Consider the following 26,168-nt stretch of genomic DNA (forward strand, 5'->3'; position numbering starts at 1 on the left):
AATATTTTCTGCATCGCCGTCAGAAGTGATAGTGAACCAATAGTATTAAGGAGTTGAGATGCGGTGTGAGAGTGGGTGCCGCGGGACCCGAAACAAACCACAGAGGCACCACCACTCGCGGCCGCCTTTCCGGCCGTCGTCGGAGCCGCCGCGCACGTCGTCGACGGTCCGGATGATCGCCGCTAGCTTCTGCGAGACGGTCGACGAGTACCGCGAGACGCCCGTCCCGTGGTGAACGTGGAGCATCCGTCCCCGATTCGGTGTCGACGACGGGGTCGGGGGCCACGTCTCCGTGAGAGCGAACGGTGATTCCGTCCGACCGTGGAGTATTTTCGGACGCCACTCTTCGACTACTTGGCGCTATAGGACTGAGGGAAGGATGCCGGAAGGGGGTGGCACGTACCCGAGACTCGGCACCTGGCCGGTGAACGGATTCATTTGCTTGTAAAATTCTCGGTGCTCCCTCGATTGCTGTTCAATTGTAAGCCTCGGTTCCGACAACCCTCGTCACCGATTCGGCAGTGACGCCCTGACACCCACCGAGAAGGCTACGGATCGCCCGTTCACAGGAACGGGTGCCACGCTACCGGGCTGGCACCAGAAGAGCGAGCTACTAGCCGTTGTGGGGGAGTTGTCGACTCTCCGTGGTTCCCGGATGGAGGAAAGGGGAGGGGTTCCGTCTCAGAGGGTGGGGTGCCTCGGAACCCAATCCGGAAATCGACGGGCAGCCTTGAGTATCTCGTGGCCGGGGGTTCTCGAGTATGTCCCGACAAAAATGCGGATGAACGAGCGGGTATCGACTGGAGCGAACGAGGGGGACTCAGGCGAGTCCATTGACTGGAGCGAACGACGCTGACTCGCCGGGAGTCCCGCGAGTGAGCGAAGCGAACGAGGGGGACTCAGGCGAGTCCATTGACTGGAGCGAACGACGCTGACTCGCCGGGAGTCCCGCGAGTGAGCGAAGCGAACGAGGGGGACTCAGGCGAGTCCATTGACTGGAGCGAACGACGCTGACTCGCCGGGAGTCCCGCGAGTGAGCGAAGCGAACGAGGGGGACTCAGGCGAGTCCATTGACTGGAGCGAACGACGCTGACTCGCCGGGAGTCCCGCGAGTGAGCGAAGCGAACGAGGGGGACTCAGGCGAGTCCATTGACTGGAGCGAACGAAGTGAGCGAAAGGAAATGGACTCGCCGGGGGTTGACCGACCGGCGCGCTCCGACCCACCGCGTTGAAGCGCATCATCGGTCGCTCACCTCCCGCATGAGGCGGCGACGAACCTCCATCTTCTCGCGCTCCGTCCGCTTGTCGTAGTGCTTTTCAAGAATCTTCTCCGTCACGTCCATCCGCTCGCTGACGACTTCGCGGGGGACGCCTTCGTTCAGGTCACGCGAGATAGCACCCTTCCGGAGCGGATGCGACGACACGCTCGACGGACACTGACTCGCCTTCTTCTGGTAGCGAGCGGCGTCGCACTCCGCGGGATCACGGTCGTGCGGGCACCCGTTCCACACGCAGGGGCGGGTCACCCGATACACCGTCTCTCGGATGCTCGTCTTACTGAGGCGGTTGCCCTTCTTCGAGGTGACGAGTGGGTCCCGATCTCCGTCGGTCAGCTCGCGGGTGTGGGCGACGTAGTCCTCGACGACGGCCGCGACCGGCGTCCCGAGCCACACGTCGCGCTCGCCGCGCTCTTCGTTCTTCAGCGGCGTCCCCGACTCTGGACGATGCCGGAACTTCACACACGGCTCGTCCGCGTCGAAGTCCTCGACGTCGAGACCGTACAGGGCACCCATGCGGCATCCCGTCTCCCACAGCAGCAGGAAGACGACGTGATCCCGCGACGCGTACCGGAACGTGTCGAGGCGGTTGAGAACCTTCGCGCCGCGCTCTCCACGGAGAACCGTCTCGTTCGTCTCGTCGTCGTCGGAGAGGTCGGGCATCGGAACGTCCTCCCGAAGCCCCTCCTCGACGGCGTCGATCCCCGCCCAGAAGTCGAGCGCGACGCGGAGCGTGGCGAGGTGGTTCTTCAGCGTCACGTCCTTCACGGTCCCCTTCCGGCGCTTGTAGAACCGGAATATCTCGCGGCCGCCGAGGTCGTTCAGGTTGTCGATCCCGCGGTCCTCGCAGAACTCGACGAACGGCGCGAGACGGTACTTCTTGTTCTCGACGGTGTGCTCCGCGTCCTCGCCGACGCGGCTTTCGAGATACCACTCGACGCCCTCTTCGGGCGACAGTGGTTCGAGGTCGTCGCTCACTGTCCAGCCACCTCCTCGAATCGCGCGTCGTGACTCGGCTCGACGCGCCCGTGGGCGTCGACGGCGCGGGCGGCCCGGTGCCGGTGCCGCGTCAGCGCCTCGAACGGACAGTCCGGACAGACGACGTGGTAGCGACCACCGCCGTCGGTCACGAGTCGGCCGCGTTCGTCACCGTCGTCGGCGAGCGGCGGCTCCTCGCTACGCAGGTCGACGAGTTCGGACTTGTCCCACCGCGCCGGTTCGAGGTCGTTGGCCCGACACGTCTCACAGCCGAATCGAGTCGCGTCCACGTCGACCGAGTGGTGGCCACGCGGGCACACCAGCGGGTCGATGGGCTGTCCCTCGGGGATACGTCCGCCGTCGGTCTCGACGCCGTCGCCGCGGTCGACGTCGTCGGCCACGCGTTCGGCGTAGTCGTCGAGCACGTCGGCGACGGCGGCCTCGATCTCCCGCTGGAGCCGCGTCGGGTGCGGGTAGTCCGTCGACGCGCCCGACACCTCGATGCTCACCTCGCCGCTGAGGTGGTTCATGCCGTCGCCGGGCGTCAGGATCTGATTCCCCGAAGCGCCGCCGAAGTTGATCGACGACGTGACGCGCCGCCGGCCGGCCGACACGTCGCGGCCGCCGTCGGTCTCGACGCCGTCGCCGCGGTCCACGTCGTCACCGTCGACGTAGTGCTCGCGCGCCGTCTCGATCACGTCGGAGCGCGCGTATCCGACCGTGTCGGCCGCCTCGAACAGCGCGGCCGTCACGACGCCGAGCGCGTTCTCCGCTGGCAGGCCGGTGTTGTTCACCGCGTCCTCGAAGGCGGCCGAACAGCGCGCGTAGAGCATCGCCTCGGCCGGTGTCGAGTCGTCGACTTCCGCCTCGATCTCCTCGACCATCTCGTCCACGCGGATCGAAAACTCGTCCTCGCCGCCGTCGGTCCGGATCGTCGCGCACTTGCGACAGATAGGCTGGCGCGTCGGCGCGTCGATCCCGTCGGCCGGGTCACCACAGACCACGCAGTCGCCGTCGTCAGGTTGATTTCCGCTCGGTCCGTTTCCGGTCGTGCGGGACATTCGTCCCGTGGTAGGTTCCGACAGCATCGGCTTAAGCACGGAACCGTAACGCGGGCGGTGGTCTCAGCACCGTCCGCGCTACCGACCAACCTCGAAGTGCCTACAGAGTCTCGCGTCGGTTCCGCAGGTCTACTGTTGAGCGTTCGGAACATGAATGTTACGACGACGTATGAGTATCCTAACGTGCCACCAACGCTAATGAGACTGTTGACAAGTGGGTGGGGAAGATTTGTGGTAGTTAAGAACAAATGCGCCACTCCGGTGACTGGATGACATTGGTTGATGACAGAGTCTTGGAATACATTCGAGAGAACGAATCGGGGTCTCCAACAGAGATGATGAAGGAGGGACCGATTCACTACTCCCGACAGCACATCGCCCGCAGGTGCCGGAAACTCGCCGATGAGGGACTCCTCAATCACCTTGGAAACGGCGTCTACGTCCTCACCGACGACGGCGAGGCGTACCTCGACGGCAAACTCGACACGCAGAACTGGGTCCGCCTCGACGAGAACGGTGGCGCGGCGGCGAACGGTGTCGGCGACGCGGGTGAGGAACAGGAGGGCTAACTCGTGCGTCGACCGGCGAAGTGGATGCACCAACTCGACGAGCGCATCCTCGAACATCTTGCCGATGACGGATGGGCGTCGCCCGGAACGATGAGCCGCCACTTTCGGTTTACCGCGTCGGAGGATCGGATCGAAGAGCGGTGTGAGGAACTACGCGACGCGGGGCTTCTCGCCCCGATCTATCGCGGCGCATCGATGTACGAATTGACGACGCTCGGCTATCTGTATCTCGCGGGGGAACTCGATGCCGACAGTCTGCCACGGAGGACGGTGGGATGATATGAGCGACGACGAAGAGGATTCGATAGAGAAGTACCGAACCGCGTTCGTCTTGCAGATGTTCAAGTTGGGCGCGGTATTCGGTGCGTTCCTCGGTGAAACGATCACGCTATGGATCGCACTGGGTCTAGCGGCGTTTCTGGATCACATCGTCGGTCTGTCGTTCGTCATGACGATCCGGGGGTTCAGAATCCCAGTTTTCGCGGCTGTTCAGGCGATAATCGCCGTAGAGATTTTCCGTGGTGCGGCCGATATATACATGCAAGGGAATCCCGAGTTTCGGGGGATCGAAGAAGAATGACAGAATGGGTGCTTCACTGGCCGGAAGCCGGCGTGAAGAACGGCGAGTTCGTCGACGACTCTTCCGAGTGGATCGACGAGGACCCGTTCGTTCGGAACGTCGTGTTAGTTGCGGGGCTGTTGATGAGGGTCATTTCTGCCATAATCCTCACCGGACTTTCGGTCCTGACTGCGGTCGTTCTCTTGTCGAACGGCGTCAGTATCGGAGGCCTATCCGTGCTCGGGATGATCGTCGTTTCGGCGGCTGGGATTTCGGCGGCAGATATGGTACTCGACCGGGTCGCCCTCGCGCCGATCCGGTGGGTGTCGGCCGTGTTAGCGGTCACGATGGTTCTACCGCCGGCAATCGTCTATGCGTGGATTCGACGACGGACACACAAGGTCGAGCATCCGGAGCGGCTTGCGTTCTATGCCGGTGACGAGCGGACGCTCCTCAGACTGTACGGTGAGCTTCTTCCTGGCATTCGACCACGTAAACCGCGGCTTGCAGACGGTGGGACAAGGGAAGAAGACTGATTAGGGCCAGTCGACTTTTGCCCGAGCGCGGACCTTCACTTTCCTTGAGTCAGGACCAAGATACGCCTGTCGATACGTTTCTTAGCCTTGTGAAGCGCTCACGGCGAACAGCGGGTATTTTTAACGCCCAGCACTCAAGAATTGAGTGAAGAACGGCCCGCCAGTACTGAAGCACTGCGGATTCCGTTCTTCCGCACTCACGCGAGTGGGTGAGGATCGCCCTCAAGACAATCAGTGACAGCCAAACGGAGGTGATTACCGTCATCGAGTTAAGCGTCTCAGCAGACCCGACAACGATGCTCGTGCTTGTGGTCCTGATCCGTCAGGCCAAGGACCTACGCATCACTGTCGGTGAGTAGGTACGGAGGCCCGAGCAATCAGCCGGGCCCGCCAGTACTGAAGCACCTGTAAGTAGAGCCGACTCGGTGAAAAACTCTTTCTTTGTGAGGCCAACCGATTAGAGCCACCCAACCTTCTCCCTTCCCCGCTGCTGCGCATCCAGACTGTACGCCCCGAGGTAGTGCTCTCGAAACGTCTCCCAGTCCTCCCAGCCGCCCCACTCCATCACCAGTCCCGGCTCGACTTCGCGCTCGACGAGTAGCGTCCCCCAAGTACGCCGGAGATCGTGCGGACCGAGGTAGGTCCAGCCGTCGTCACCGGTGTCGGCGTACAGCCGCTCGCCCGCTGTAGTGACCCACCGCCGGATCGTCCGCGTCGAGCGGTCGACGAGCGGCGTGTCGGCCGCCTCGTCGCGCACGTCGGCGAGCGCCCGCATGGACGCCGCGAGATCGGTCGGCACGGGCGTCTCTCGGTACTTCGAGCCCTTCCCGTCCTGCACGCGGACGAACGGGCCGACGGGCGTGTCGACAACGTCGGCGGGTGTCACGTCGGCCGCCTCGGCGACGCGGAGTCCGCACCGAGCGAGTAGCCCGAGCGCTACTGTCTGTGTCGTCCCGTCCGCCTCGTCGAGCAGGGCGTCGACCTCCTCGGGGCGGAGCCATACCTTCCTACCGTCGTGGTCGTCGTGATCCTCCATCTTCATCGCGTCCGATTACCTCACAAATCAGCCAAAGAACCGTGAGCATCTAGTACTTTCGACCGTGATCGCGCCGGCGTCGAGGCGGATCGTGTCTGACTTTCCATCCTTCTCGGACGCCAATCTCTGATTCTCCGTGGAAACCGAAACTACACCGCATAATATAGTTTCACCATATCGCCGTAATCCACACGAGTGTTGTTATTTTTATTATCCTTGGATGCGTATCGGAGATCTATCGAATTCAAGGCTATTGCGCTATCATATAAATACACTAACTTTTAACAGGTTTCACGACTATACCTGCTTCCGAGATGGGACTCTTCAGTAGCTCAAATAAAAAGAAAAAGAAGTACAAATGTGAGGTCACTAAGAGGAATAATAAGATGAGTATGTACGGCGGGACTAAGGAGGTAGTGAAGAAGACCTGTGGGAAAAGGCACGGACCCAAAGTCGACAAAGACGATCTCCCTGACAGGGGATACCACAGGAAGCAATGCGAGAAGTGTAAAGAAAAGACCCGAAAGAAAGGCCTAAATTCGGGTCGTATTGAGGATGGGTCGAAAGGCGGATCAGGTTCCGCTAGCCGTTCTGGCGACCTTTTGTAACCCATTCACTGATTCTCGGACGCCAACCTCCGACTTCACGCTCCTTCTCGGTCACTACATGCGAAAACGCAAAAGCGCGAGTCGAGCATCTGGAACTAGGCCCATGCCCTGTCGCCAAGATTGTACGTGATCGAGTGAGTTCCATCCACAGTCAGGACAAACAATCTGTGTATCCCAATCGAACGGGTGGTGGCATCTACAACAGCCCGAATCCTTCCACGCTGTCATACTTTTGTGTCATTGATATTGAGTAATAAGGGTTTTCTATCAACACCAATCAACACGCGCCAAAACCCACTCTCCGCCAATCTCTGATTATCCGGTCTTCTCGAAAACAAGTGGTTGCTTGAGTGTAGAATCGGACACGAGGGTCAAAACTCCACCCCCACTGTCGATTCGGCAGTGACCACCGTGGAATCCCTCTGAGATAGAGGGGGCTACTAATCGTCCGTTCACATGAACGGATACCGCGCTACCAGTCAACACTATCCATGCCGTACCAGGTATTAGCTGTTGCTATAGAGGAGATAGTCGACTCTCTATGATTCTCGGACGGCATCTTATCGGAGCCACAACAGCGTCCAGCAATCCAAATGCAATTTATAGGAACGAGGACGGCTGATATAGGTCCATATCTTCTCTAAGTAATGTTGGTGGGGGGTGGTTAGTGAACGACCAAATATCTACTATAATTGGTTCTACAGACAGCCGAATTTCTTTCGCTGCCTGAGTATCACTAAATGTTCGCACTAGTTGTGCGAGAATTCCAAACCCAAAGAACGCCGCAAACTGTAAGCAGTCCTTTTCTACAGTTGAAGAATATCGGCCGGGGACTAGTGCCGAACTGGTCGTGTGGGGGTGCATCGCTCTATTACTCAGATGGTCATACAGCCTTTTGTCACGCTCACCGAGTTTTCCACGCTCATTACCAAGAAGATCTCCTAAATCATCCTCCTCTTCTAATCGATACTCTGGCCCAGGTTGTCCCCTCGCCCGAATTTCGTACCGAGTCTTTTCCCACAACTCTGCGGCCTTCTGCTTATTTCTGTTAAGCCCTTTCAACAGTAGATAGCAGTCCATCAGATAACGGATGCGTCCATAAGCTCCGTCCCACGCCTGATTTTCCACCAAAATAGAAAGTGCTCGAAGTGCGTTCCCTGCCCGGTGGAACGTAGTCAATTGATACATATGCCGGTCAGTCACGTACGCACCACCGCTCGCATACAGATGCTCAGCGATTTCGCTAAAATTCGCAGCAACCGTCCGAACAAGTCGTCCCAGCCACTTATTACGTGCAGGACGCCGCGAATCTACTGGATCAAGTTGGTACTCACCATCCAGAACACGCACGGTCTGTGCGATCGGGAACTGAAGATTTGAGCAGTTGATTGTATCCAAATGATATCAGATTAGTTGTATATACCTTAGGGAGATTGACCGCTACTGTATCCAGATTTGAGAATATTCTCGGACGTGGATAGCCGCACACAATAAATAAGACTAGAGATATAGTCTAACTGAAAATATGAATGCTGACACCGACAACATCAGCTACGCTAGAACCCAATTAAGCGAGGCTCGTCGGCGTCTAGCGTCCGTTCGTGAGAGAATATCCGATATAGAAAGACAAGAAGTGGTCGGAGCTGTTGATCAACGGGACAACGAACTCGCTGTAGGAGAGAACATTAAGATTGCTGAGGGTGAAGACATCGAGAAAATACCGGAAAAGCATCGACAATACGTAACTCTCTCTCGACGTGACAAGGAGGTGGTGAACATCGAACCACATATTCAAAATATTATTATCGACTGTCAAATGTCGATTGAATTGTCTGTTAAATCGATGTTCAAGGCAGTAGATCAAGAATTTGATTACTCCCATGGTATTGGGTTTGAGTCACATAATACGCAAGATTTCAATAGAAAAGTTCCAGCCGACTTTCCAAGACGTGAAGATATCGTTCGCGCGATCTTCCTAACACAACTGTGGGAAAGATTCTATGAACTTGCGAAATACGGTGCTCCGGAATTGAATGTCGGCCCTTCCGTGATTTTCGAGATTGACGACGGCGAACGAGCGCTTAACGATGCAGCTTTTTGTGTGGAATTGGCAGAAGAATTTATTGATTATGTCGATGAGAGTGAATAGAATTTCATTTGCGATCAGTCTATGAGATTCTGCCAGACGAATAGTGGACCAGGTGTTGATTCTCCGCATCGAATACATTCGTACCCGTCAACGAGACCATAGCGTGACGGCACTTGGGCCGACTCGAAGCGATGACCAACGACCGAACACCACAGCCGCGACGGGAGCCAGCGAAGGAACGCACCGACTGTCACGCTGGCAACGCACCTCCTCTACGCGGCGGGCGGCCACAGACGGGACACTCGTCTTCGCTGTCGGCGGCTGACCATTCGATTCGGCAGAATGGACAGTACGTCATCAGAGATTGCCCTCGTAGAAGTTGCTCGCCCAGTGGTCGTCGGCCTCTTCGACAGCGTGTTTCGGAGACACTAGGTACGTATTCGTTTCCGCGTCGTATCCGAGTACTAAGGTCGTCCCGCCCTCAATACCGTCGGCAACTGCTTGTGTTCGAGGGAGTAACGCGTAGAGGCTCTCGTTGCGCTCGTTGGCTGTGCAGTCGCCGAGTGGGGTAATCGGCGCGTCCGGGTCCGACAGTTCTCTCAACGCCCGGCGGCGGGCACTACTTCCACTCATCTCACTGGTTGTTCGATCGCACAGGTAATTAAATACCCAAGCGATTCACCAAGTAGTTCACCAAATAGATGGTGAACGACAACCGGGTTATCCCCCTCACCCCCTTGCGACCGGCCGTATGCTGGATCCTATTTCAGCAATCGCAGGTGTAGCAATCACCGGAGTCACCACCTCGACACTGTACGCCGCGTACCTCCGCGGCGCTCGGGACGCAACCAGTCCCGCTCACATCGTCGATCTCCGTGAGGTGGAGAACTACCACGCCGAGAGTGCCCGCGCCGAGGCGATCCGCGAATCCGTCGAGGCGACCACGGAGGGATCGGCATGAACGCCGACGAGCCGGACGCTCCTGGTGACGCTGTCGACGGCGACCAGGAGGCGAGCGGCGAGGTCAAGGACGTCGAGGTGACGACCGTCCACCGGAAGGACGGTGTCGACCAGATCACCGAGCGGTCGGTGCTGCTCGACACGGGCGAGGAGGAAATCGTCGAGACGTTCGAAGTCGTCGACGGCGAGCACGAGTACCTCGGCGACGGCGATCCCGACCAGCGCGCCCACGACGCCCTGGAGGCGCGATTCTGATGGACCCGATGACGCCGCCGGAGTTCGAGCATTCGGCCGCGTCGGAGGTGTTCGAGGACTACGACCAGTACCTCGATCACCACCGCGCGGAGTCCGAAGGCCGGACGGCGCGGGCGGCCTCGTTCGCCTCCTACAACTTCGACCTCCAAACGGGCATCCTGATCGCACTCATGGCCGGCGCCGTCCTGGTGGCGGTGTTTGAGGACGGTGATACCTTCGAGACCTTCCGATGAGCATCACCGTCGAGTTTGGATCGAAAGCTGCGGCCGACCAGTACCGCGACGACTACGAAGAGTACATCTGTCCCGTCGACGACGACGCCCGACTCAAGACCGTCGCGTTCGTGAGCGACACGCCCGAGTGGCTGCTCGACCAAGCCCGCCTCGACGCCGAGGAGGGCCGCGCCGAGCGAGCCGCCAGCGCCGGACAGGCAGAACTCACCGACGGCGAACGCGACCGGATCGACTTCTCGAAGGGGCGGGCGAACGTTCCCCACGCTCGCGCCGTGAAGGGCATCGCCGCCGATCACGGCGTCGACGACTGGCTCGCCTACTACGATCCCACCCTCACCGTCGACGAACACCGTGGCGTGATGGAGCAGGCACGAGAGGAAGGGGGCGGCCAACGTCTCGACGCCAACGAGGGCCGGCAAGCCGCCCGTGCCCGCGACGCCGCCCGCGCCCAGCAGTCAAGCGAGTGCGACCACGCTGCTGACCACTGCGAACACGGCGATCCCGAGGCCTGCGAGTTCCTGAAGAACGCCTGCGGGTACGGCGAGGACGAAGTCGCGTCGATCCTCGACGAGGACGACGCCGGCGACGACGAGGAAATCACCGGGAAGGCCGCGGGAGCGCTCGGGCGAGCGTGGGGCGGATACAAGGGTGCGATCACGCGCCTCGACCGGGAGATCGAGGACGTCGTCGAGAGCAAACGCGAGGCCGAGGGCGCCGCCGCGGCGATCAACGCGATCCGTCGCGACCACGGTCAAGAGCCGATGGAGTTCGAGCGCCTCGAAGAGCTGTCCGACCGCCTCGAAGGCGTCGGTGACGTCGCCCACGACGCCGAGGGCCACGTCGAACTGATGGAACGATTCTCATGACCGGATACGACTGCCCCGTAGAGGGGTGCGACTACCAAGCCGACCAGATCGACCAGCTTCGAGGGCACATCAACGGGTCCCCTGACCACCCCTCGTGGGGGGACGTCAAGGGGGGCCTCGGCGCTGGTAGCGAACTGGTAGACCAGAACGACCAGGCAGAGACCACCCCCTCCAAGGGGAGTAAATCGCCCGATGAGAACGAGGACGACGACCAGCCGGACGACCTCCCTGAAGGGGCCGATGAAGGGGGGAACGAGGGGGGGAGCGCCCCCTCTGACGCTGGTAGTGAGGACGACGACCAGCCAAACGACCAGAACGACCAGCAAGATACCCCCATGCCAACGGACACCGAACTCCAGCGTCAGCGCCGTGTTCAGGGCGCTCAACCAGACGAATTGGGTAGTGACGAAACGACCAGCCAAGAGACCAGCAGTACCACCCCCTCAAAGGGGGGTAACGAGGGGGGTAGCGCGGCTGGTCTGCTCCCTGCCATCGACACGTCGACGATCATCATGCTGGTCGCCCTCCTGGCGGTGGCCCTCATCCTCTATCGCCTCGTGTCCGACAGCGGGGGCGGCGGGGGTGCCGAAGGGGCCGACGGGGCCGACGAAGACGTCGACGACCAGGAGGACGAGGACGTCGAGGAACTGCCGAACTTCGACGCGACCGAACTGGAGGAGATCTAAATGGCTGCCGAGACCGACGAGATCGACGAGCAGGACGCACCGGACGAAGGGGACGACGAAGAGGAGAAGCCCCCCATCGAAGACGAGGAGTTCGCGGATCTGAGCGCCGTCGCCGACGAGATCGAGGAGTCCGCCGGCGCCGGTTCCGAGGACGACGAGGAGGACGTCGACGACCAGGAGGACAGCGCCGAGCAGGAGGCGAGCAGTGAGGACCACACTCGAGGAAGCCCTCGCGGTCGAGGGTGGGGCGACATGTACGTCGCGTCGGTCACCTCGGGACTGAACGCGGTGATCGACGAGCACGGCAAGGACGGTGCCGAGCCGCTCGACGAGCAGATGGCCCGCGACCTCCACCTCGACGAGGCGTTCGAGGAAGTGATGGAGAAGCGCGGCCGGGCCGACATGCCCCCGGAACAAGAGCTACTGATGGGGACGCTCATCCTCGCCGGCACGGTGGTCCTCTCGAAGACCGACCTGCCGGCCCAGGCCCTCTCGGAGGTGGGCGAGGATGCTTGACGGGATGAAAGAGCGGATGATGCAAGAAGCGATGGGTCAGATCACTCCCTCGGAGACGCCTATCGCGAAGGTCCTCGCTGACTCCATTTCGAACATCGAGGCCCGGCAGATGGCCGCAGTGACCCGCCTCGCCGAGGCCGACGACGTCGACGATGATCGGCTCGCACACGAACTCGACGTCGACGAGCGCGCCGTCGAGTCGCTGAAGCCCGAAGTCATCTACCGCCGGGAGGGCGACGATGGGTGACCTACCCCGTGAATGGGAGCGGGTGCCCGTCCACTACCGGTGGCCCGATCCGATCCTCCAGCGCCGGTACGAACCGGGCGCGGTCGTCCTCGATGATCCCGACGGCGGCGAGGTGATCCGCTCGGACATGGTCGCCGACGATCTCGTCGACGATCTCGAAAAAGGAGCGCCGTCGCGGTGACGGTGATCGCTACTCGGGCGGCCGGACGGTGATCCAGACGGTCGACATGGCTGGATCGATCTTCACGAAGCCCTGTTTCTTCAGCGGCCGGATGAGTTCGTCCATCACCGCACTCTTCGGAGTGTCGTTCGAGTAGAGCCGATTCATCGCTGCCTCACGGGAGACCCGGAGGCCCGCATCGTGCAGCGGCTCGGCGGCATCGAGGAGCGTCAGATACGCGTCGGTGAGACGGTCGGTCTCCGGGAGCGTCATCCCGTCTTGATCGTCATCGGAGTGACGGGCCACGTCCTGCTTGACGAGCGCACGCAGGCGCTCGCTCCGGCTCACGTCCTCGTCGTCACAGATGGCATCGAACTTGTCGAGGACGTCGTCGTCGATCCCGAAGGAGACGCGACCCGTCGGGTTGTGATCCATCCGGGGCATCTTATTCACTCACCCCCTGCGTGCATACGGCGTGAATACCCGGACGGCTCGGCGATTCGGAGTCCGTATGCAAGGGGGGTGGGGAGGCGTGCGGAGCGGACTCGCGTGCGGGGGCGTGTGCGCGCGACCCGTCACTCTCGCCGACGGCGGGGTACAGGTCGACCGTTCCCTCGAACTCGGTGAGGTGGGTCTGCGCGACCGAGTGGATCGCGCGGTCGGCGCGCTCCATGATGGCGAGGTAGTTCATCAGGGCCACCTCCATCGGCCGCCGTCGGCGCGAAGCTTCTCGACGGCGTGGTCGGCCCTCGCGTCGGCCACGTCCTCGACGTCGAAGATGTCGACGTGTCGGTCGTGCGTGTCGGTGACGTCACCGAACGCCGCCTTCCGAACGGTACAGAGGTGGGCACACGGGCCGTCGTGGTAGGCGTTCCCCGGACAGGGCTCGCGCTCGTCACCGTCGAGCGTGTAGCACTCGCCGACGTAGGCACCGTGATCGCGTTCGAGGCGGACGTCGTGGGCGTGCTCGCCGTCGGGCAGGGTGACGACCCAGCGGTTCCACGCCGTTCGTTCGATCAAGGCGACCCGCGGATCGGCGCGACGCCACGAGGCGGTTCGGTCGTCGCGCTCGGTAGCGAAATCGAGCGGCGTCATCGGTTCCCACCTCCTTGACATTCGGGACAGGTTCGACGGGGGATGCCACCCCGTGAGGTGGTCGTGACGAGACGGGCGCCACAGGTCGGACAGTGGCGTCTCACGCCGCCCACCCCCTGATTTCCTTCTGTCGATGACCCGACTGCGTCGACATGCACCGCACTCCGCGGTGGAATCGTTTTTCGGGGGTACTCAGACACTCATATAGTCTGAGCGTGATCGGTGGAGAGAAGACTCGACGCGTCGCTTTTGTTTCCTTAGCGACCGAGTAAAATTTTGATGGACTCGCCGGGATTTGAACCCGGGGCCTCTTCCTTGCGAAGGAAGCGATCTGCCACTGATCTACGAGCCCGCAACGTGAGGGAACCGTCCGGCGTACTTGTATGCTTCCCTTTGGACGTGAAAACGCCTTAGCGCGATGCCCTACGTCAGTCCTCGAGGACGATCTCGATGCTGACGTCGTTGGGCACCTGGATGCGCATGAGCTGGCGCAGCGCGCGTTCGTCCGCGTCGATGTCGATGAGGCGCTTGTGGACGCGCATCTCCCAGTGCTCCCAGGTCGCCGTCCCCTCGCCGTCGGGGGACTTCCGGGACGGGACTTCCAGCGTCTTCGTCGGCAGCGGGATCGGGCCGCTGAGACTGACGCCCGTCTTGCTCGCGATCTCGCGGACTTCGTCGCAGATGCCGTCGAGGTCCTCCGGGCTCGTACCCGCCAGGCGAACGCGTGCTTGCTGCATCTATCGCTCGTTGACCGAGAGCACTTTGCCGGCCGCGATGGTCTGACCCATGTCGCGGATGGCGAAGCTACCGAGCTCGGGGATCTCCGAGGACGGCTCGATGCTGAGGGGCTTCTGCGGGCGGACGGTGACGACCGCGGCGTCGCCGGACTTGATGAAGTCCGGGTTCTCCTCGGCGACCTCGCCGCTCGCGGGGTCGAGCTTCTGGTCGATGGACTCGATGGTACACGCGACCTGCGCCGTGTGGGCGTGGAAGACCGGCGTGTACCCAGCCGTGATCACCGACGGGTGCTGCATGACGACGACCTGCGCCTGGAACGTCTCGGCGACCGACGGCGGGTCGTCGGCCGGGCCACAGACGTCGCCACGGCGGATGTCGTCCTTGCCGATGCCACGGACGTTGAACCCGACGTTGTCGCCGGGGCCGGCCTCGGGCACCTCTTCGTGGTGCATCTCGATGGTCTTGACCTCGCCACCGACGTCCGAGGGCTGGAACGACACGTTGTCGCCGACGTTCATGACACCCGTCTCGACGCGGCCGACCGGGACCGTCCCGATGCCCGAAATCGTGTAGACGTCCTGGATCGGGAGGCGAAGCGGCGCGTCCGTCGGCGGCTCCGTCTCCGGCAGGTTGTTCAGGGCTTCGAGCAGCGTCGGGCCGTCGAACCAGTCCATGTTCCCGGACTTCTCGGCGACGTTGTCGCCCTCGAAGGCCGAAATCGGGATGAAGGAGGCGTCCTCCGTGCCGAAGCGGACCTGTTTGAGGAGCTGCTTGACCTCCTCGACGACCTCCTTGAAGGTGTCCTCGGAGTAGTCGACGATGTCCATCTTGTTCACGCCGATGATCAGTTCGTTGATCCCGAGCGTGCGGGCGAGGAAGACGTGCTCGCGGGTCTGGGGCGCGACGCCGTCGTCGGCCGCGACGACGAGCACCGCGTTGTCGGCCTGCGAGGCACCCGTGATCATGTTCTTCACGAAGTCACGGTGACCCGGACAGTCGACGATGGTGAAGAAGTACTCGTCCGTGTCGAACTCCTGGTGGGCGATGTCGATGGTCACGCCGCGCTCGCGCTCCTCGGCGAGGTTGTCCATGACGTAGGCGAACTCGAAGCCGCCCTTGCCCTTCTCCTCGGCTTCCTCGCGGTACTGCTCGATTACGTGCTCCGGGACCGACCCTGTCTCGAACAGGAGTCGCCCGACGAGCGTGCTCTTGCCGTGGTCGACGTGGCCGATGATGGCCAGATTCTGGTGCGGTTTGTCACTCATGGTGGAATCACGCGCTAAGGCGCTTGGTGACGACTATTTGCCCCGAATCACCTAAAACCATTTCGATACACGTTACAGAAATCCTCGGCGCCGTCTTGCGGTTTGTGATGCCATACCGCACGCCGGCGCGGGGACGGTAGCGAAGGGTCGGACGATTACGACCGACGGGGAGCGGGCGTCGCCGTCACTCCAGCCGGCTCACGTCCGAGAGAATCGCCGTCGCCGTCTCCGGGCCGCCGGCACCACGGCCACTCAGATGGAGTTGCCCGGCGTGAACCGTCTCGAACTGGACGATGTTGCGCGTGCCGGTCACCGCCAGCGCGTCGTGTTGGGGGACGAGTCGCGGGCCGACCCGCACGCCGTCGGCCGTCGCCTCGCCGATCAGCCGGACCGTCCGCCCGTCTTCGGCCGCCAGGTCGAGGGCGCTCGACGGAATCGAGCGGATGCCCTCCACCTCGGCGTCGTCGAGGGTGTACACCTCGGCCCCGTCGCTCAGCACGTTCGCGAGGATGACGAACTTCAGCGCCGCGTCCGTCCCCTCCACGTCGAAGGCGGGGTCGGCCTCGGCGACGCCGAGGTCCTGGGCCTCCGCGAGGACGTGTTCGTAGCCGAGTCCCTCGGCGGCCATCCGCGAGAGGATGAAGTTGGCCGTCCCGTTGAGCACGCCGCGGGCCGCGGTGATCTGATTCGGCCCGAAGTCCGCGATGGTCGAGAGGATGGGGATGGCGCCGCCGACGGCCGCCTCGAACTGCACCGTCCCGGCGCTCTCGCGTTCGAGCGCGCGCAGGTCGGCGTACCGTTCCGCCACCGGTCCCTTGTTCGCCAACACGACGTGCCGGTCGCGTTCCAGCGCGGCACGGACGTGCGAGAAGCCGGGTTCGGCGTCGCCGAGCGTCGTCGGCGTCGCCTCGACGAGGACGTCGTACTCGGCGGCGAGCGCGTCGTCCGGGTCGCCGTCGCCGACCACGCCTTCGCGCTCCTTGCGCTCGAACACCGCGTCCGCATCGATGCCGTCCGGATCGACGGCCGACGACCGCGAGTCCGCGACGGCGGTCACGACGTGGCCGTAGTCCGGGGCGAGTTCGACGACCGAGCGGCCGACGGCGCCGACCCCGACGACGGCGAGCCGGAGCGTCATTCCGCCACCTCCACGAGCGGTTCGATCACGTTCAGTTCCTTCTCGTCAGCAATCGCTCGCACGTGGTCGAACACCTCGTCGGTCCGGCCGGTCCGGGTCGCGAGTCGGAGGCGCGCGCTCGACGCGCTCCCGCGGCCCTCCGGGGCCGAGAGCGACAGATCGGCGAGCGTCGCGTCCGTACTCGACTCGATCCGTCGCAGGGTATCGGAGAGGTCGGTGTCGACGATGTCGCCGACGAGCAGGATCGTCAACTGCTCCCCGTAGCGCTCCGCGCCCGCCTGGATGACGTTGACGCCCTCGTCGCGAAGTGCCTGCACGATAACCTCGAAGCGGTCCGGCGGACACTCCACGTCCACCTCGACGGGGATGTGACCCCGCGGGGTGAGGTTGCCGCGCTCGTGGAAGATGGAGAGCAGGTTGCCGCCGTTCTCGGCGATGGGGCGAAGCGCCGACAGCAGTTCGCCCGGCTTGTCCACGAGCTCCAGCCGGATGGTGTGGGTCTGGGGACGCTCGCCGCCGTCGGTTTCGGGGTCGGTCACGTCGGTGTCGGAGTCAGGGGTGGACGCGGCCTCGTCGCTCATTCAGGCCGTCACCCCCGCGGCACGACCCGTCGACGTAATAATTGTAATCGGCGACGGGGAGGGGCCGCGGGGTAGCTCCGTGCCGACACGTCGACTGCCGGTAGTCATGCCGCTGGGCATGGTACACACTGTGCCGGTGGGGTATAAGATTGCATCGGTCGCGGACTACGCCGCCGTGGGGGTGAATGTCGTGTCACCCGAGGCCTCCACCGGCGGCTCGGCCCGATCGTGCGCGAGACGGACGACCGTCCGCTCGCCGTCGGTGTCGAAGGTCAACCGTCCGTCCGCGGCCTCCGCGACGGATCGTGCGACCCAGAGCCCGAGACCGCTCCCGTGTTTGAGTTGCGTTATCTCCGCGTCGCCCGAGAGGATGGCCCGCTCGTCCGCCGGGATGCCCGGCCCGTCGTCCACGACGCGGACGTCGACCCGTCCGTCGTCGTCGGCAGCCTCGACGCGGATGTCCGAGCCGCCGTGTTCGACCGCGTTCTCGACCAGTTCGGCCAGGGCCGTCTCGACGCTGTCGTCCGCCCAGATCCACAGGTTCCGCGGCACGTCGACCGAGACGTCGACGCCGTTCGCGTCCTCGCGAACCCCGTCGACGGCGTCGGTGACGACGTCGTGGACGTTCAGCCGGGCGTTCGGCGTCGATCGCCGATCCAGCGCCTCGACCATCACCTTGGTCTTGGTCGCGAGGTCACCGACCTCCCTGGAGCGGCCGTGGAGCGTCTCGGCCGTGTCGGCGAGCGACCCGTCGAGTTCCGACGCCAGCCGTTCGGACTGCCCGATCAACACCGTCGCGTCGTTGCGGAGGTTGTGTCTGAGGACGCGACTGAGGACGGCGAACTTCTCGCGCTCGCGAGCCAGTTGTTCCGCGCGAACCCGACGGGCGTCGTGGACGCCGATGATGACGTGGGCGGCGGCGCTGATGGCGAGGACGTTCCCCGCCGCCAGCGCGTCGGCCGTCGTCACCGTCCCGAGTGCGCCCCGGTAGGCGCCGTGGGCGAGGAGGACGGCGCCGAGGACGACGAGGCCGAGGAAGTTCCAGACCGCGATCCGCACCGCGTTCGGGGTCGAGAACCCGCTCCGGTACAGGAGGGCCCCGGCGGCGACTAAGCCGAGACAGACGACCGCCCCGAGCGCGCCCAGTCCGAGCCCGACCGGCGGCTGGCCGGGGACGAGATACGGCGCCACGTTGGGAATCACGAGGCCGACGCCGGTCACACTGATCGCGATGCACGCGCCGAATCTGGCGAGGCGTTCCCGACGACGGCTCCCGTCGGTCGGCCCCGCCTCGAACATCCGGACGAGCGCCCGGTCGACCCGGGAGAGGAGGCCAGACATGGACGGGACGTTGCCAAACGGGAGTGATGAAACTATCCGTCGAATTATCGCGGTTGAGAGGAAAGGGCCGAGTCGGGCCGGCGGTTAGATGTAGTCGACCGACGGCGGGAGTTCGAGCTTCATTCCCTTGCGCTCGCGAATCTCCGTGATGATGTCCGGCTGGAGGTTGTCGGCGAGCACGCGGAAGCCGGCGTTCTCCGTGTTCCACGACGCGCGACCCTCGGTGGCGCTGCGGATGTCGGAGGAGAAGCCGATCATCTCCTCGACGGGCGCGATGCCCTCGATGACCATGAGGTCACCCTCCTGATACATGTCGTCGACGCGGCCACGCCGACCCTGAATCTCGCCCGAGGCCGACCCCATGTGCTCCGAGGGAACGTCGATGCGGACGTTCTGGATGGGTTCGAGCAGGCGAATCTCGCCGTCGATCAGCGCGCGGTGGACCGCCTCGCGGACGGCGGGGATGACCTGCGCCGGACCGCGGTGGATGGTGTCCTCGTGGAGCTTCGCGTCGTGCAGGCGGATGAGCGCGCCGGAGACGGGTTCCGCGGCGAGCGGGCCGTCGTCCAGCGCCTCCTCCAGCCCCTCGACGACGAGTTCCATCGTCTCGTTGAGGTGCTGAATCCCCTTCGTGTCGTCGATGAGGATGTTCGTGCCGTGGATGTGCTCGACGTTCTGGGAGGTGTCCTTGTCCATGCCGGCCTCCTGGAGGGCCTCGCGGCGCTCCAGTTCGGGCATGTCCATCGAGACGTTGCCGAGCTGGATCTCGTCGACGATGTCGTCGCTCAGGGGCTCGACCGTGATGTAGAACTTGTTGTGGCGGTTCGGCGAGACGCCCTCGACTTCTCCGGAGGGCTGCTGTGGCGACTCGCGAAAGACGACGATGGGTTCGCCGGTGTTGATCGGGATGCCCTGGTTGCGCTCGATGCGCTGGCCGATGACTTCGAGGTGGAGCTCACCCTGTCCGGAGATGAGGTGTTCGCCCGTCTCCTCGTTGATCTCGATCTGGATCGTCGGGTCTTCCTTGGCGACCTGCTGGAGCGTCTCGATGAGCTTCGGCAGGTCGTCCATGTTCTTCGCCTCGACGCTTTTCGTGATGACGGGCTCGCTGATGTGCTCGATGGACTCGAACGGCGTCATCTCGACGCTCGACACCGTGGAACCGGCGATGGCGTCCTTGAGGCCCGTGACGGCGGCGATGTTGCCCGCGGGGACGCGCTCCACTTCCTCGCGCTCGCCGCCCATGTAGATGCCGACGCTCTGGACGCGGTTCTTGCCCGCCGTCCCGGAGACGTAGAGCTCCTGGCCCTTCTCGATGGTGCCCGAGAAGACGCGACCGGCCGCGATTTCGCCCGCGTGGGGGTCGATGCCGATGTCGGTGACCATGAGCACGAGGTCGCCGTCCTCGTCGACCAGCCGCATCGACTCCGCGATGTCGGAGGTGTCGTCGCCGCGCCAGATGCGCGGGATACGACGGGGCTGGGCGTCCAGCGGGTTCGGGAAGTGCTCACAGACCATGTCGAGCACCACGTCGGAGAGCGGCGTCCGCTCGTGGAGCTCCTGGCGCTTGTCGGCGCGTTCGAGGTCGATGATGTCGCCGAAGTCCATGCCCGTCCGCTGCATCGAGGGCATCGAGACGCCCCACTTGTAGAGGGCGGACCCGAAGCCGACGGTGCCGTCCTCGACGCCGACGGTCCAGTCGTCGTCGATGTCGTCCATCTCCTCGGTCATGCCCCGGATGAGCTCGTTCACGTCGCGGATGACCGACAGGAGCCGCTCCTGCATCTCCTGGGGGCCCTCCTGGAGCTCGGAGATGAGGCGGTCGACCTTGTTGATGAAGAGGGTCGGCTTGACGCCCTCGCGGAGCGCCTGCCGGAGCACCGTCTCCGTCTGGGGCATCGCGCCCTCGACGGCGTCGACCACCACGAGCGCGCCGTCGACGGCACGCATCGCCCGCGTCACGTCGCCACCGAAGTCGACGTGGCCCGGCGTGTCGATCAGGTTGATGAGGTGGTTCTTGTCCTCGTACTCGTGGGTCATCGAGACGTTCGCGGCGTCGATGGTGATGCCGCGTTCCTGCTCGTCTTCCTCCGTGTCCATCGCGAGCTGCTGGCCCGCAGTGTCCTGCGAGATCATGCCCGCACCGGCGAGCAGGTTGTCCGTCAGAGTCGTCTTACCGTGGTCGACGTGAGCGGCGATGGCGATGTTCCGGATGTTCTCCGGTTTGTCCATCAGCCGTTCACATTCTTGTACGATCTTCTTTCGTCGGCCCATTACAGGCCCATACCGTCAGGAGGGTCAAAAGGGTAGTGTTTTGCCGACAACGAAACGCCCGATTTCCGGCGGCTGATCGGGCGTGTCACGCGATACCACGATACGGAGGGGCACCACAATCGTCTTATCGTTCTGACCCGTGGTACCAATCAGCATGGACGTACGCGTACAGGGTGGCGCCTCGCCGGACCCGTTTCTCGGCGCCGCCGACCTGCTGGCGACGGAACACGACCTCGACCGCCCGGTCCACGTGCAGGTCCGGGACGACCCCGACGAACGGACCTGGGCCGCCCACTACGACGACTACCACGTCCTCAACATCTCCCGGCAGGCCGCCACCAGCGCGATGGCCCGAGAGCTCGCACTCCACGAACTCGCGCACATGGCCCGCCACGAACAGGGCCACGCCTCCCACACCCAGTCGACCGACGAGGCGCTCTTTCTCGCCCTCTCCGGCCGGACCGTCGAGCGCCGCAAACTCGCCCACTGCTATCAGATCGCCAACCACATGCGCGACATCTACGCCGACGACATCACCCTCGACGTCGCGCCCGCGGCCAAGCTGGTGCAGTTCCTCGAATCCCAGCTCGCGGCCGCCGTCGCCGACGCCCCCGGACCCGCCGGGACGCGGCCGGCCGGCGCCGGACCGGCCCGCGACGGCGCCGACCCCGACATCACCGCCGTCAACGCCGCGTTCGCCCTCGCCCTCGTCGAGCGCCACGGGCTGATCGACCCCGACCACCGACTCTACGACCTCGCCCGCGCCGCCGCCGCCGACGCCCCCACCGTCGGGATGGAGGCGTTCAAACGCCGATTCCGCAACCTCGTCGACGACCCCAGCGAGAGCGACTTCCGGCGTGACCTCGTGGCGGTGACGAAGGAGTACGCCCTCGGCGGCGGCCGGGCGGCGGACTAGCGGCCACGGGCCGACTCGCGCCCCTCGGCCGCCGCCTCGAACACCGCGATCACGTCCTCGCGGTCCATGTCACGGGGGTTGCGGTCGATGTTGTGCTCGGAGTGTTCGAACGCCACGTCCGCGAACGCCGCGAACGTCTCGCGGTCGAAGTCGCCGTACGTCGCGATGCTCGTCGGCACGTCCACGTCTTCCAGCAGGTCGAAGACCGCCTCGACGCTCCGGTCGGCGAAGGCCCGCTCCGACTCGCCGGGCCGACGCTCCTCACCGAGCAGGCCGGCCAGATCGGCGAATCGACCGACTTCGGCGGGGACGTTGTACCGCATCACGTGTGGGAGGAGGACGCCGTTGGCCAGCCCGTGGCCCAGCCCACACTCCATCCCGAGCGGGTAGGTGAGCGCGTGGACGGCGCCCAGTCCGGAGTTGACGAACGCCTGCCCCGCGAGCGTCGCCGCGAGGCTCATGTTGGCGCGGGCCGCGTCGTTTTCCGGCCCCTGCGCGACGGCGGGCCGCAGGTTCGCCGCGACGAGTTCGACCGCCCGGCGCGCCAGCGTGTCGGTGTAGGGCGTCCGGAGCAGGGAGACGTAGCTCTCTATCGCGTGGGTCAGCGCGTCCAGCCCCGTCGCCGCCGCGACGCCCGGCGGCATCGTCTCCGTCAGGTCCGGATCGACCGCCGCGAGGTCCGCGAAGAGATGCGGCGAGAAGACGACCCGTTTCACGCCGCCCTCACGCTCGTCGGCGAAGACGCCGATGTGGGTCACCTCGCTGCCCGTCCCCGCCGTCGTCGGGACGAGCGCCAGCGGCCCCGTCTCGCCCGGCACGTTGTCCATGCCGAGCATGTCACGCACCGGGCCGCCGTGTTCGGCGAGCGCCGCCGCGAGCTTCGCCGTATCCATCGAACTGCCGCCGCCGACGCCCACGACCAGGTCGCGGTCGGCCACCCGTTCGGCCGCGTCCTCGACCATCGACAGCTTCGGCTCGGGCGCCACGCCGTCGTACACCGCCACGTCGACGCCCGCGGCGTCGAGGCGGGCGACCGGCGCGTCGATGACGCCGCTGTCGGCCAGGAAGTCGTCGGTGACGACGAGCGCCGATTCGATCCCCCGCTCCGCCGCGAAGGCTTCGAGGGCGTCGACGGCGCCCGCGCCGTACTCGACGTGGTCGGGACTCCGGATCGAGTGGGATTCGGTGAGCGAACCGAGTGACATGCCAACCCCGTCGGGCGGGGGCTACATATACTGTCGGCTGTCGGCCGTCGTCGAAACGAAAGAAAGGTGTAGATTACCGGGCGGCGGCGGCGACCCGCTCGGCTTCCTCTTTTTGATTGATGGCGTAGGTCCCGACGTCGTAGTCCGCGGCGCCCATCAACTGCGTGGCGAGCGCCTGCGCGGCGCTCGTCGGCGTCTTGTAGGACCCGCGGTAGGTCCCCTCCGCGAGGAACTTCAGCGCCTGGTCGACCCGGCGCTGGGGCGCCACGTCGACGGCCTGCGGGACGGAGATGCCGCCGTATTTCAGGCGGACCGTCTCCTCACGCGGCGCGGCGTTCTCGACGGCCGTGACGAGCACCTGCACCGGGTTCTCCTCCGTGTCCTCGTGGACGATCTCGAAGGCGTCGCGGACGATACGCATCGCCTGCTGCTTTTTCCCCGTGTTCTCCTCGGTCTGCATCAGGCGGTTGATCAACCGCTCGACGACCGAGATTTCGCTCTTCTGGAACTGCTTGGAGGCGTGGCGACCCATCGTGTGCGCAATGGGGGTCACGTTGATGTAGCGCTGCGTGCTGGGGTCGTTGTACGCGATGTCGTCCGTCTCCCAGACGCCGAAGAGCAGCGCGTCCGTCTCCTGGTCCTCGCTCCCGGCCGGGGCGTCCGGCTCGGGGGTGTCGCTCTCGGACATTATCGGACCGGTTTCTCCGCGTTCCCGCGGACGAGTTCGATCATCGACACGCCGTTGACCTTCTCGACTTTGTAGTTCACGCCGGAGAGGTCGCCCATCGCACGACCCTTCGCGCCGCCGATGCCGGCGATGGTGACCTCGTCGTGTTCGTCGATGAAGGAGATGGCGCCGTCGCCGGGACAGAAGGCCGTCACCTGCTTCCCGTTCTTGATGAGCTGGACCCGGACGCACTTCCGGATCGCGGAGTTGGGCTGTTTCGCCTCGATGCCGACCTTCTCGAGGACGATGCCCCGGGCCTGGGGCGCACCCTCGAGCGGGTCCGATTTCTTCCGGAGGCCGCGCTCGCGTCGCGCGTACTCCGAGTCGGACCACCGTCGCGTCTGGCGGTCCTTCTTGAGTTTGCGGGCCGCGTACTTGCCGTTCGCCATAGTGCAACTCAGTTGCCGACGGAGCTACTTAAGCCTCCCTTTTCCGGATCGACGAAACCGGCTCAGAACGCGTTAGGGCACCCGCTACTCCGATCTGAGCCGGTCCTCTCGCCCGAGCCGCGCCCGGAGAACGACGCTCAGCGTCGAAAGAGCGCCGAGAGGGCGTGAGAGCCGGCCCCCCCAGAAGCCTTATTTCGGCGGTACCGCCACACGCGGCCATGGGCTCCCGCCGACACGCCCTCGCCCTCCTCGGAAGCACCGCGACGGTCGGTCTGAGCGGCTGTCTGTTCGGCGGCTTCGGCGCCGGCGAGTCCGGCCCGCCGCCGACCGTCTCGAACCGCCGCGTCGAGACGGCGGGGTCGGTTCCACAGTATCAGGTCGACGCCGACAACGCCGGTGTCCTCCCCGGCGCCGCGCCCACGGACCCGTCTATCGCGTGGCGCCGCACGCCGAACCGGTACGACGCCGCCCAACCCGTCGTCGACGGCGACGCCATCTACGTCGCCTTCGACGGCGCTCTGGTGAGCCTCGCCATCGGCGACGGCGACGAGTCGTGGACCGTCGACGCGGGCCACGCCTCGGCGGCCGCGCCGGCCGTCCACGACGGCACCGTGTATCTGACCGTCTGGAACGGCGGCGAATCCGTTCCTCGCGGCCTCGTCGCCGTCGACGCCGCCGACGGCACCGAACGCTGGCGCGCCCTCACCGACAACGACGTCAACGCGTCGCCCACCCCGACCGACGACGCTGTCTTCGTCGGCGGCGGGTTCGAGAACTCGGCGGTGGCCGCCGTGGAACACGACGGGACCGTCAGGTGGCGCCGCGACCTCGGCGTGTACGCTGCCGCCCCCGCCGTCGTCGACGCTCTCGCCGTCTACGCGACCGGCGAGTCTGGGTCGGTCGTCGCCCTCGATACGGAGACGGGGGAGACGGTCTGGGAGCGGTCGGTCGACGGCCGAACCACGGCCGCGCCGGCCGTCGTCGGGGAGTCGGTCGTCGTCGCCGACGAGACGGGGACGGTCCGCCGTCTCGACGCCACGACGGGCGAGGAGAAGTGGCACGCGACCGTCGACGGCCGCGTCGACCGCTCGGTGGCCGTCGACGACGTGGCCGTCGTCGCACACGACGGGGGCCTGACGGCGCTCGCACTGGCGGGTGGCGAACGACGATGGACGACCGACCTCGACGCCGACCCGACCGCCCCGATTCTGACCGACGACGCCGTCGTCGTCGGCGCGGGGCGGGACGTGGTCGCGCTCGCCCGCTCCGACGGGGCGGAGCGCTGGCGGGTCGAGACGCGAGAACGGAGTTACACGGACGTGTTCCTGAGCGGCGTGACCGGATCGCCCGTCGTCGTCGACGGGACCGTCGTCGTCGCGACGCAGGCCGGCGACGTGTACGCGCTCGACGACGGCTAAGTGAGCCGCGTGACCGCCGTCACGTCAACTGCACGTCGTCCAACTCGTAATGTCGGCGCGCCAGTCGCCGCGCCGTCTCGATGTTGCGCCCGTCGCGCCCGATGGCGGCGCCGCGGTCGGCGTCCGGGACCTCCGCGTAGGCCACCCGGTCGCCCTGTTCGCTGATCGTGACGTGCGTCACCGCCGCCGGGGAGAGCACGTTGGCGACGAACGCCTCCGGCGTGTCCGCGTCCTCGACGAGTTCGACCGTCCGGCCGAGCGCCTCCTCGACGCGCCGGACGTTTCGGCCGCCGGGACCGACCGCCTGTGCCATCTCGCCGGCCGCGACGAGGAAGACGACGCGGTCGGCGTCGTCGTAAACCAGGCAGTCACGGGCGGTCGCGCCGGTTTCGTCCTCGAACCGGGCGATGTACCGGCGGTCGCGATCCGAGAGGGTGACCCGCAT

35 protein-coding genes and 1 tRNA gene are annotated in these 26,168 nt (G+C 64.6%); 16 read left to right on the forward strand and 20 right to left on the reverse strand.

Translation table 11 applies throughout. The features are described 5' to 3' along the window. Nucleotides 1-45 precede the first annotated feature (45 nt). The 3 genes from DU484_RS18120 to DU484_RS18130 form a co-directional block, all read right to left on the reverse strand. Nucleotides 46-246, reverse strand: a complete 201-nt coding sequence (locus tag DU484_RS18120) for a hypothetical protein (protein WP_114584298.1) — start codon at nt 244-246, stop codon at nt 46-48. A gap of 992 nt (nt 247-1,238) precedes the next feature. Beyond that, nucleotides 1,239-2,255, reverse strand: a complete 1,017-nt coding sequence (locus tag DU484_RS18125) for a tyrosine-type recombinase/integrase (protein WP_114606624.1) — start codon at nt 2,253-2,255, stop codon at nt 1,239-1,241. Further along, nucleotides 2,252-3,316 carry a hypothetical protein gene (locus DU484_RS18130; RefSeq protein WP_114606625.1) on the reverse strand — a complete coding sequence of 355 codons (1,065 nt, stop codon included), beginning with the start codon at nt 3,314-3,316 and terminating at the stop codon, nt 2,252-2,254. The genes DU484_RS18125 and DU484_RS18130 overlap by 4 nt, the downstream gene beginning before the upstream one ends. Nucleotides 3,317-3,564: 248 nt before the next feature. Here DU484_RS18130 and DU484_RS18135 point away from each other — a divergent pair, with 248 nt between their 5' ends. The 4 genes from DU484_RS18135 to DU484_RS18150 are packed head-to-tail and all read left to right on the forward strand — an operon-like array spanning nt 3,565 to nt 4,980. Beyond that, nucleotides 3,565-3,885, forward strand: coding sequence for a helix-turn-helix domain-containing protein (locus tag DU484_RS18135; protein WP_114606626.1), 321 nt, complete (start codon nt 3,565-3,567; stop codon nt 3,883-3,885). A gap of 24 nt (nt 3,886-3,909) precedes the next feature. Next, nucleotides 3,910-4,164 (forward strand): hypothetical protein, encoded by a 255-nt coding sequence (locus DU484_RS18140; RefSeq protein WP_114606627.1) that lies wholly within the window; start codon nt 3,910-3,912, stop codon nt 4,162-4,164. Nucleotide 4,165: 1 nt separating this feature from the next. Then, nucleotides 4,166-4,465: a hypothetical protein gene (locus DU484_RS18145; RefSeq protein WP_114606628.1), complete on the forward strand. Its 300-nt coding sequence runs from the start codon at nt 4,166-4,168 to the stop codon at nt 4,463-4,465. After that, nucleotides 4,462-4,980 (forward strand): hypothetical protein, encoded by a 519-nt coding sequence (locus DU484_RS18150; RefSeq protein ID WP_114606629.1) that lies wholly within the window; start codon nt 4,462-4,464, stop codon nt 4,978-4,980. The genes DU484_RS18145 and DU484_RS18150 overlap by 4 nt, the downstream gene beginning before the upstream one ends. Nucleotides 4,981-5,437: 457 nt before the next feature. On the opposite strand, the gene DU484_RS18155 is transcribed toward DU484_RS18150, so the two are convergent. Next, the gene (locus DU484_RS18155; protein WP_262342812.1) at nt 5,438-6,016 is read right to left on the reverse strand and encodes a tyrosine-type recombinase/integrase; all 579 of its coding nucleotides are present in this window, start codon (nt 6,014-6,016) and stop codon (nt 5,438-5,440) included. 314 nt (nt 6,017-6,330) lie between these two features. Between DU484_RS18155 and DU484_RS19700 the strand changes: the two genes are divergently transcribed. Beyond that, nucleotides 6,331-6,624 (forward strand): hypothetical protein, encoded by a 294-nt coding sequence (locus DU484_RS19700; RefSeq protein ID WP_157969595.1) that lies wholly within the window; start codon nt 6,331-6,333, stop codon nt 6,622-6,624. Between the two features lie 1,525 nt (nt 6,625-8,149). Beyond that, nucleotides 8,150-8,773, forward strand: coding sequence for a HEPN domain-containing protein (locus DU484_RS19705; protein WP_157969596.1), 624 nt, complete (start codon nt 8,150-8,152; stop codon nt 8,771-8,773). 297 nt (nt 8,774-9,070) lie between these two features. Here the strand turns inward: DU484_RS19705 and DU484_RS18165 are convergent, their stop codons facing one another. After that, nucleotides 9,071-9,346, reverse strand: a complete 276-nt coding sequence (locus DU484_RS18165) for a hypothetical protein (protein ID WP_114606632.1) — start codon at nt 9,344-9,346, stop codon at nt 9,071-9,073. 118 nt (nt 9,347-9,464) lie between these two features. Here DU484_RS18165 and DU484_RS18170 point away from each other — a divergent pair, with 118 nt between their 5' ends. Genes DU484_RS18170 through DU484_RS19710 form a run of 8 tightly spaced genes read left to right on the forward strand, consistent with a single transcriptional unit; the run spans nt 9,465 to nt 12,657 of the window. After that, on the forward strand, nt 9,465-9,674 hold the full coding sequence (locus DU484_RS18170) for a hypothetical protein (protein ID WP_114606633.1): 210 nt from the start codon (nt 9,465-9,467) through the stop codon (nt 9,672-9,674). Beyond that, complete coding sequence (locus DU484_RS18175) at nt 9,671-9,928, forward strand: hypothetical protein (protein ID WP_114606634.1); 258 nt, start codon at nt 9,671-9,673, stop codon at nt 9,926-9,928. Before DU484_RS18170 ends, DU484_RS18175 begins: the two co-directional genes overlap by 4 nt. Then, nucleotides 9,928-10,161 (forward strand): hypothetical protein, encoded by a 234-nt coding sequence (locus DU484_RS18180; RefSeq protein ID WP_114606635.1) that lies wholly within the window; start codon nt 9,928-9,930, stop codon nt 10,159-10,161. The genes DU484_RS18175 and DU484_RS18180 overlap by 1 nt, the downstream gene beginning before the upstream one ends. Then, a complete protein-coding gene (locus tag DU484_RS18185) occupies nt 10,158-11,027 on the forward strand; it encodes a hypothetical protein (RefSeq protein ID WP_114606636.1) in 870 nt (289 codons plus the stop codon). The genes DU484_RS18180 and DU484_RS18185 overlap by 4 nt, the downstream gene beginning before the upstream one ends. Further along, on the forward strand, nt 11,024-11,713 hold the full coding sequence (locus tag DU484_RS18190; RefSeq protein WP_114606637.1) for a hypothetical protein: 690 nt from the start codon (nt 11,024-11,026) through the stop codon (nt 11,711-11,713). The genes DU484_RS18185 and DU484_RS18190 overlap by 4 nt, the downstream gene beginning before the upstream one ends. Further along, nucleotides 11,714-12,229: a hypothetical protein gene (locus DU484_RS18195; protein WP_114606638.1), complete on the forward strand. Its 516-nt coding sequence runs from the start codon at nt 11,714-11,716 to the stop codon at nt 12,227-12,229. Beyond that, complete coding sequence (locus DU484_RS18200) at nt 12,222-12,476, forward strand: hypothetical protein (protein ID WP_157969597.1); 255 nt, start codon at nt 12,222-12,224, stop codon at nt 12,474-12,476. The genes DU484_RS18195 and DU484_RS18200 overlap by 8 nt, the downstream gene beginning before the upstream one ends. Next, nucleotides 12,469-12,657 carry a hypothetical protein gene (locus DU484_RS19710; RefSeq protein ID WP_157969598.1) on the forward strand — a complete coding sequence of 63 codons (189 nt, stop codon included), beginning with the start codon at nt 12,469-12,471 and terminating at the stop codon, nt 12,655-12,657. Before DU484_RS18200 ends, DU484_RS19710 begins: the two co-directional genes overlap by 8 nt. Before the next feature lie 9 nt (nt 12,658-12,666). Here the strand turns inward: DU484_RS19710 and DU484_RS18205 are convergent, their stop codons facing one another. The 11 genes from DU484_RS18205 to DU484_RS18255 all read right to left on the reverse strand — a co-directional run bounded on the left by DU484_RS18205 (nt 12,667) and on the right by DU484_RS18255 (nt 21,068). Continuing rightward, entirely contained in the window at nt 12,667-13,080 is a 414-nt protein-coding gene (locus DU484_RS18205; protein ID WP_114606640.1) for a CopG family ribbon-helix-helix protein, read from the reverse strand. Between the two features lies 1 nt (nt 13,081). Continuing rightward, nucleotides 13,082-13,327, reverse strand: a complete 246-nt coding sequence (locus DU484_RS18210; protein WP_157969599.1) for a hypothetical protein — start codon at nt 13,325-13,327, stop codon at nt 13,082-13,084. After that, complete coding sequence (locus tag DU484_RS18215) at nt 13,327-13,731, reverse strand: hypothetical protein (RefSeq protein ID WP_187347816.1); 405 nt, start codon at nt 13,729-13,731, stop codon at nt 13,327-13,329. The genes DU484_RS18210 and DU484_RS18215 overlap by 1 nt, the downstream gene beginning before the upstream one ends. Then, entirely contained in the window at nt 13,728-13,931 is a 204-nt protein-coding gene (locus DU484_RS20770; RefSeq protein ID WP_114606643.1) for a TFIIB-type zinc ribbon-containing protein, read from the reverse strand. Before DU484_RS20770 ends, DU484_RS18215 begins: the two co-directional genes overlap by 4 nt. An 80-nt stretch (nt 13,932-14,011) precedes the next feature. Then, nucleotides 14,012-14,083: transfer RNA gene (locus DU484_RS18225), tRNA-Ala, on the reverse strand. Nucleotides 14,084-14,159: 76 nt separating this feature from the next. Beyond that, nucleotides 14,160-14,468 carry a 30S ribosomal protein S10 gene (gene rpsJ, locus DU484_RS18230; RefSeq protein ID WP_114584299.1) on the reverse strand — a complete coding sequence of 103 codons (309 nt, stop codon included), beginning with the start codon at nt 14,466-14,468 and terminating at the stop codon, nt 14,160-14,162. Further along, a complete protein-coding gene (gene tuf, locus DU484_RS18235) occupies nt 14,469-15,734 on the reverse strand; it encodes a translation elongation factor EF-1 subunit alpha (protein ID WP_114584300.1) in 1,266 nt (421 codons plus the stop codon). It lies immediately after the preceding gene. Between the two features lie 184 nt (nt 15,735-15,918). Further along, nucleotides 15,919-16,872, reverse strand: coding sequence for a homoserine dehydrogenase (locus tag DU484_RS18240; protein ID WP_114606644.1), 954 nt, complete (start codon nt 16,870-16,872; stop codon nt 15,919-15,921). Next, complete coding sequence (locus DU484_RS18245; protein ID WP_114606645.1) at nt 16,869-17,453, reverse strand: amino acid-binding protein; 585 nt, start codon at nt 17,451-17,453, stop codon at nt 16,869-16,871. The genes DU484_RS18240 and DU484_RS18245 overlap by 4 nt, the downstream gene beginning before the upstream one ends. 165 nt (nt 17,454-17,618) lie before the next feature. After that, entirely contained in the window at nt 17,619-18,794 is a 1,176-nt protein-coding gene (locus DU484_RS18250; protein ID WP_114606646.1) for a sensor histidine kinase, read from the reverse strand. An 84-nt stretch (nt 18,795-18,878) separates the two neighbouring features. Then, nucleotides 18,879-21,068 (reverse strand): elongation factor EF-2, encoded by a 2,190-nt coding sequence (locus DU484_RS18255; RefSeq protein ID WP_114584304.1) that lies wholly within the window; start codon nt 21,066-21,068, stop codon nt 18,879-18,881. A 154-nt stretch (nt 21,069-21,222) separates the two neighbouring features. Between DU484_RS18255 and DU484_RS18260 the strand changes: the two genes are divergently transcribed. Continuing rightward, entirely contained in the window at nt 21,223-21,984 is a 762-nt protein-coding gene (locus tag DU484_RS18260; protein ID WP_114584305.1) for a DUF5781 family protein, read from the forward strand. On the opposite strand, the gene DU484_RS18265 is transcribed toward DU484_RS18260, so the two are convergent. The 3 genes from DU484_RS18265 to DU484_RS18275 all read right to left on the reverse strand — a co-directional run bounded on the left by DU484_RS18265 (nt 21,981) and on the right by DU484_RS18275 (nt 24,305). Continuing rightward, entirely contained in the window at nt 21,981-23,189 is a 1,209-nt protein-coding gene (locus tag DU484_RS18265) for an iron-containing alcohol dehydrogenase (RefSeq protein WP_114606647.1), read from the reverse strand. The genes DU484_RS18260 and DU484_RS18265 overlap by 4 nt on opposite strands. A 73-nt stretch (nt 23,190-23,262) precedes the next feature. Next, nucleotides 23,263-23,877, reverse strand: coding sequence for a 30S ribosomal protein S7 (locus DU484_RS18270; RefSeq protein ID WP_114584307.1), 615 nt, complete (start codon nt 23,875-23,877; stop codon nt 23,263-23,265). Beyond that, nucleotides 23,877-24,305, reverse strand: coding sequence for a 30S ribosomal protein S12 (locus DU484_RS18275; RefSeq protein ID WP_049937453.1), 429 nt, complete (start codon nt 24,303-24,305; stop codon nt 23,877-23,879). Before DU484_RS18275 ends, DU484_RS18270 begins: the two co-directional genes overlap by 1 nt. Before the next feature lie 218 nt (nt 24,306-24,523). Here DU484_RS18275 and DU484_RS18280 point away from each other — a divergent pair, with 218 nt between their 5' ends. Continuing rightward, the gene (locus DU484_RS18280; RefSeq protein ID WP_114606648.1) at nt 24,524-25,723 is read left to right on the forward strand and encodes an outer membrane protein assembly factor BamB family protein; all 1,200 of its coding nucleotides are present in this window, start codon (nt 24,524-24,526) and stop codon (nt 25,721-25,723) included. A 19-nt stretch (nt 25,724-25,742) separates the two neighbouring features. Here DU484_RS18280 and DU484_RS18285 read toward each other — a convergent pair whose 3' ends face one another. Beyond that, a complete protein-coding gene (locus DU484_RS18285; RefSeq protein ID WP_114606649.1) occupies nt 25,743-26,168 on the reverse strand; it encodes a NusA-like transcription termination signal-binding factor in 426 nt (141 codons plus the stop codon).

Origin of the sequence: Haloplanus rubicundus, from assembly GCF_003342675.1 — an archaeon.
In the GTDB taxonomy this organism is placed as follows: domain Archaea; phylum Halobacteriota; class Halobacteria; order Halobacteriales; family Haloferacaceae; genus Haloplanus; species Haloplanus rubicundus.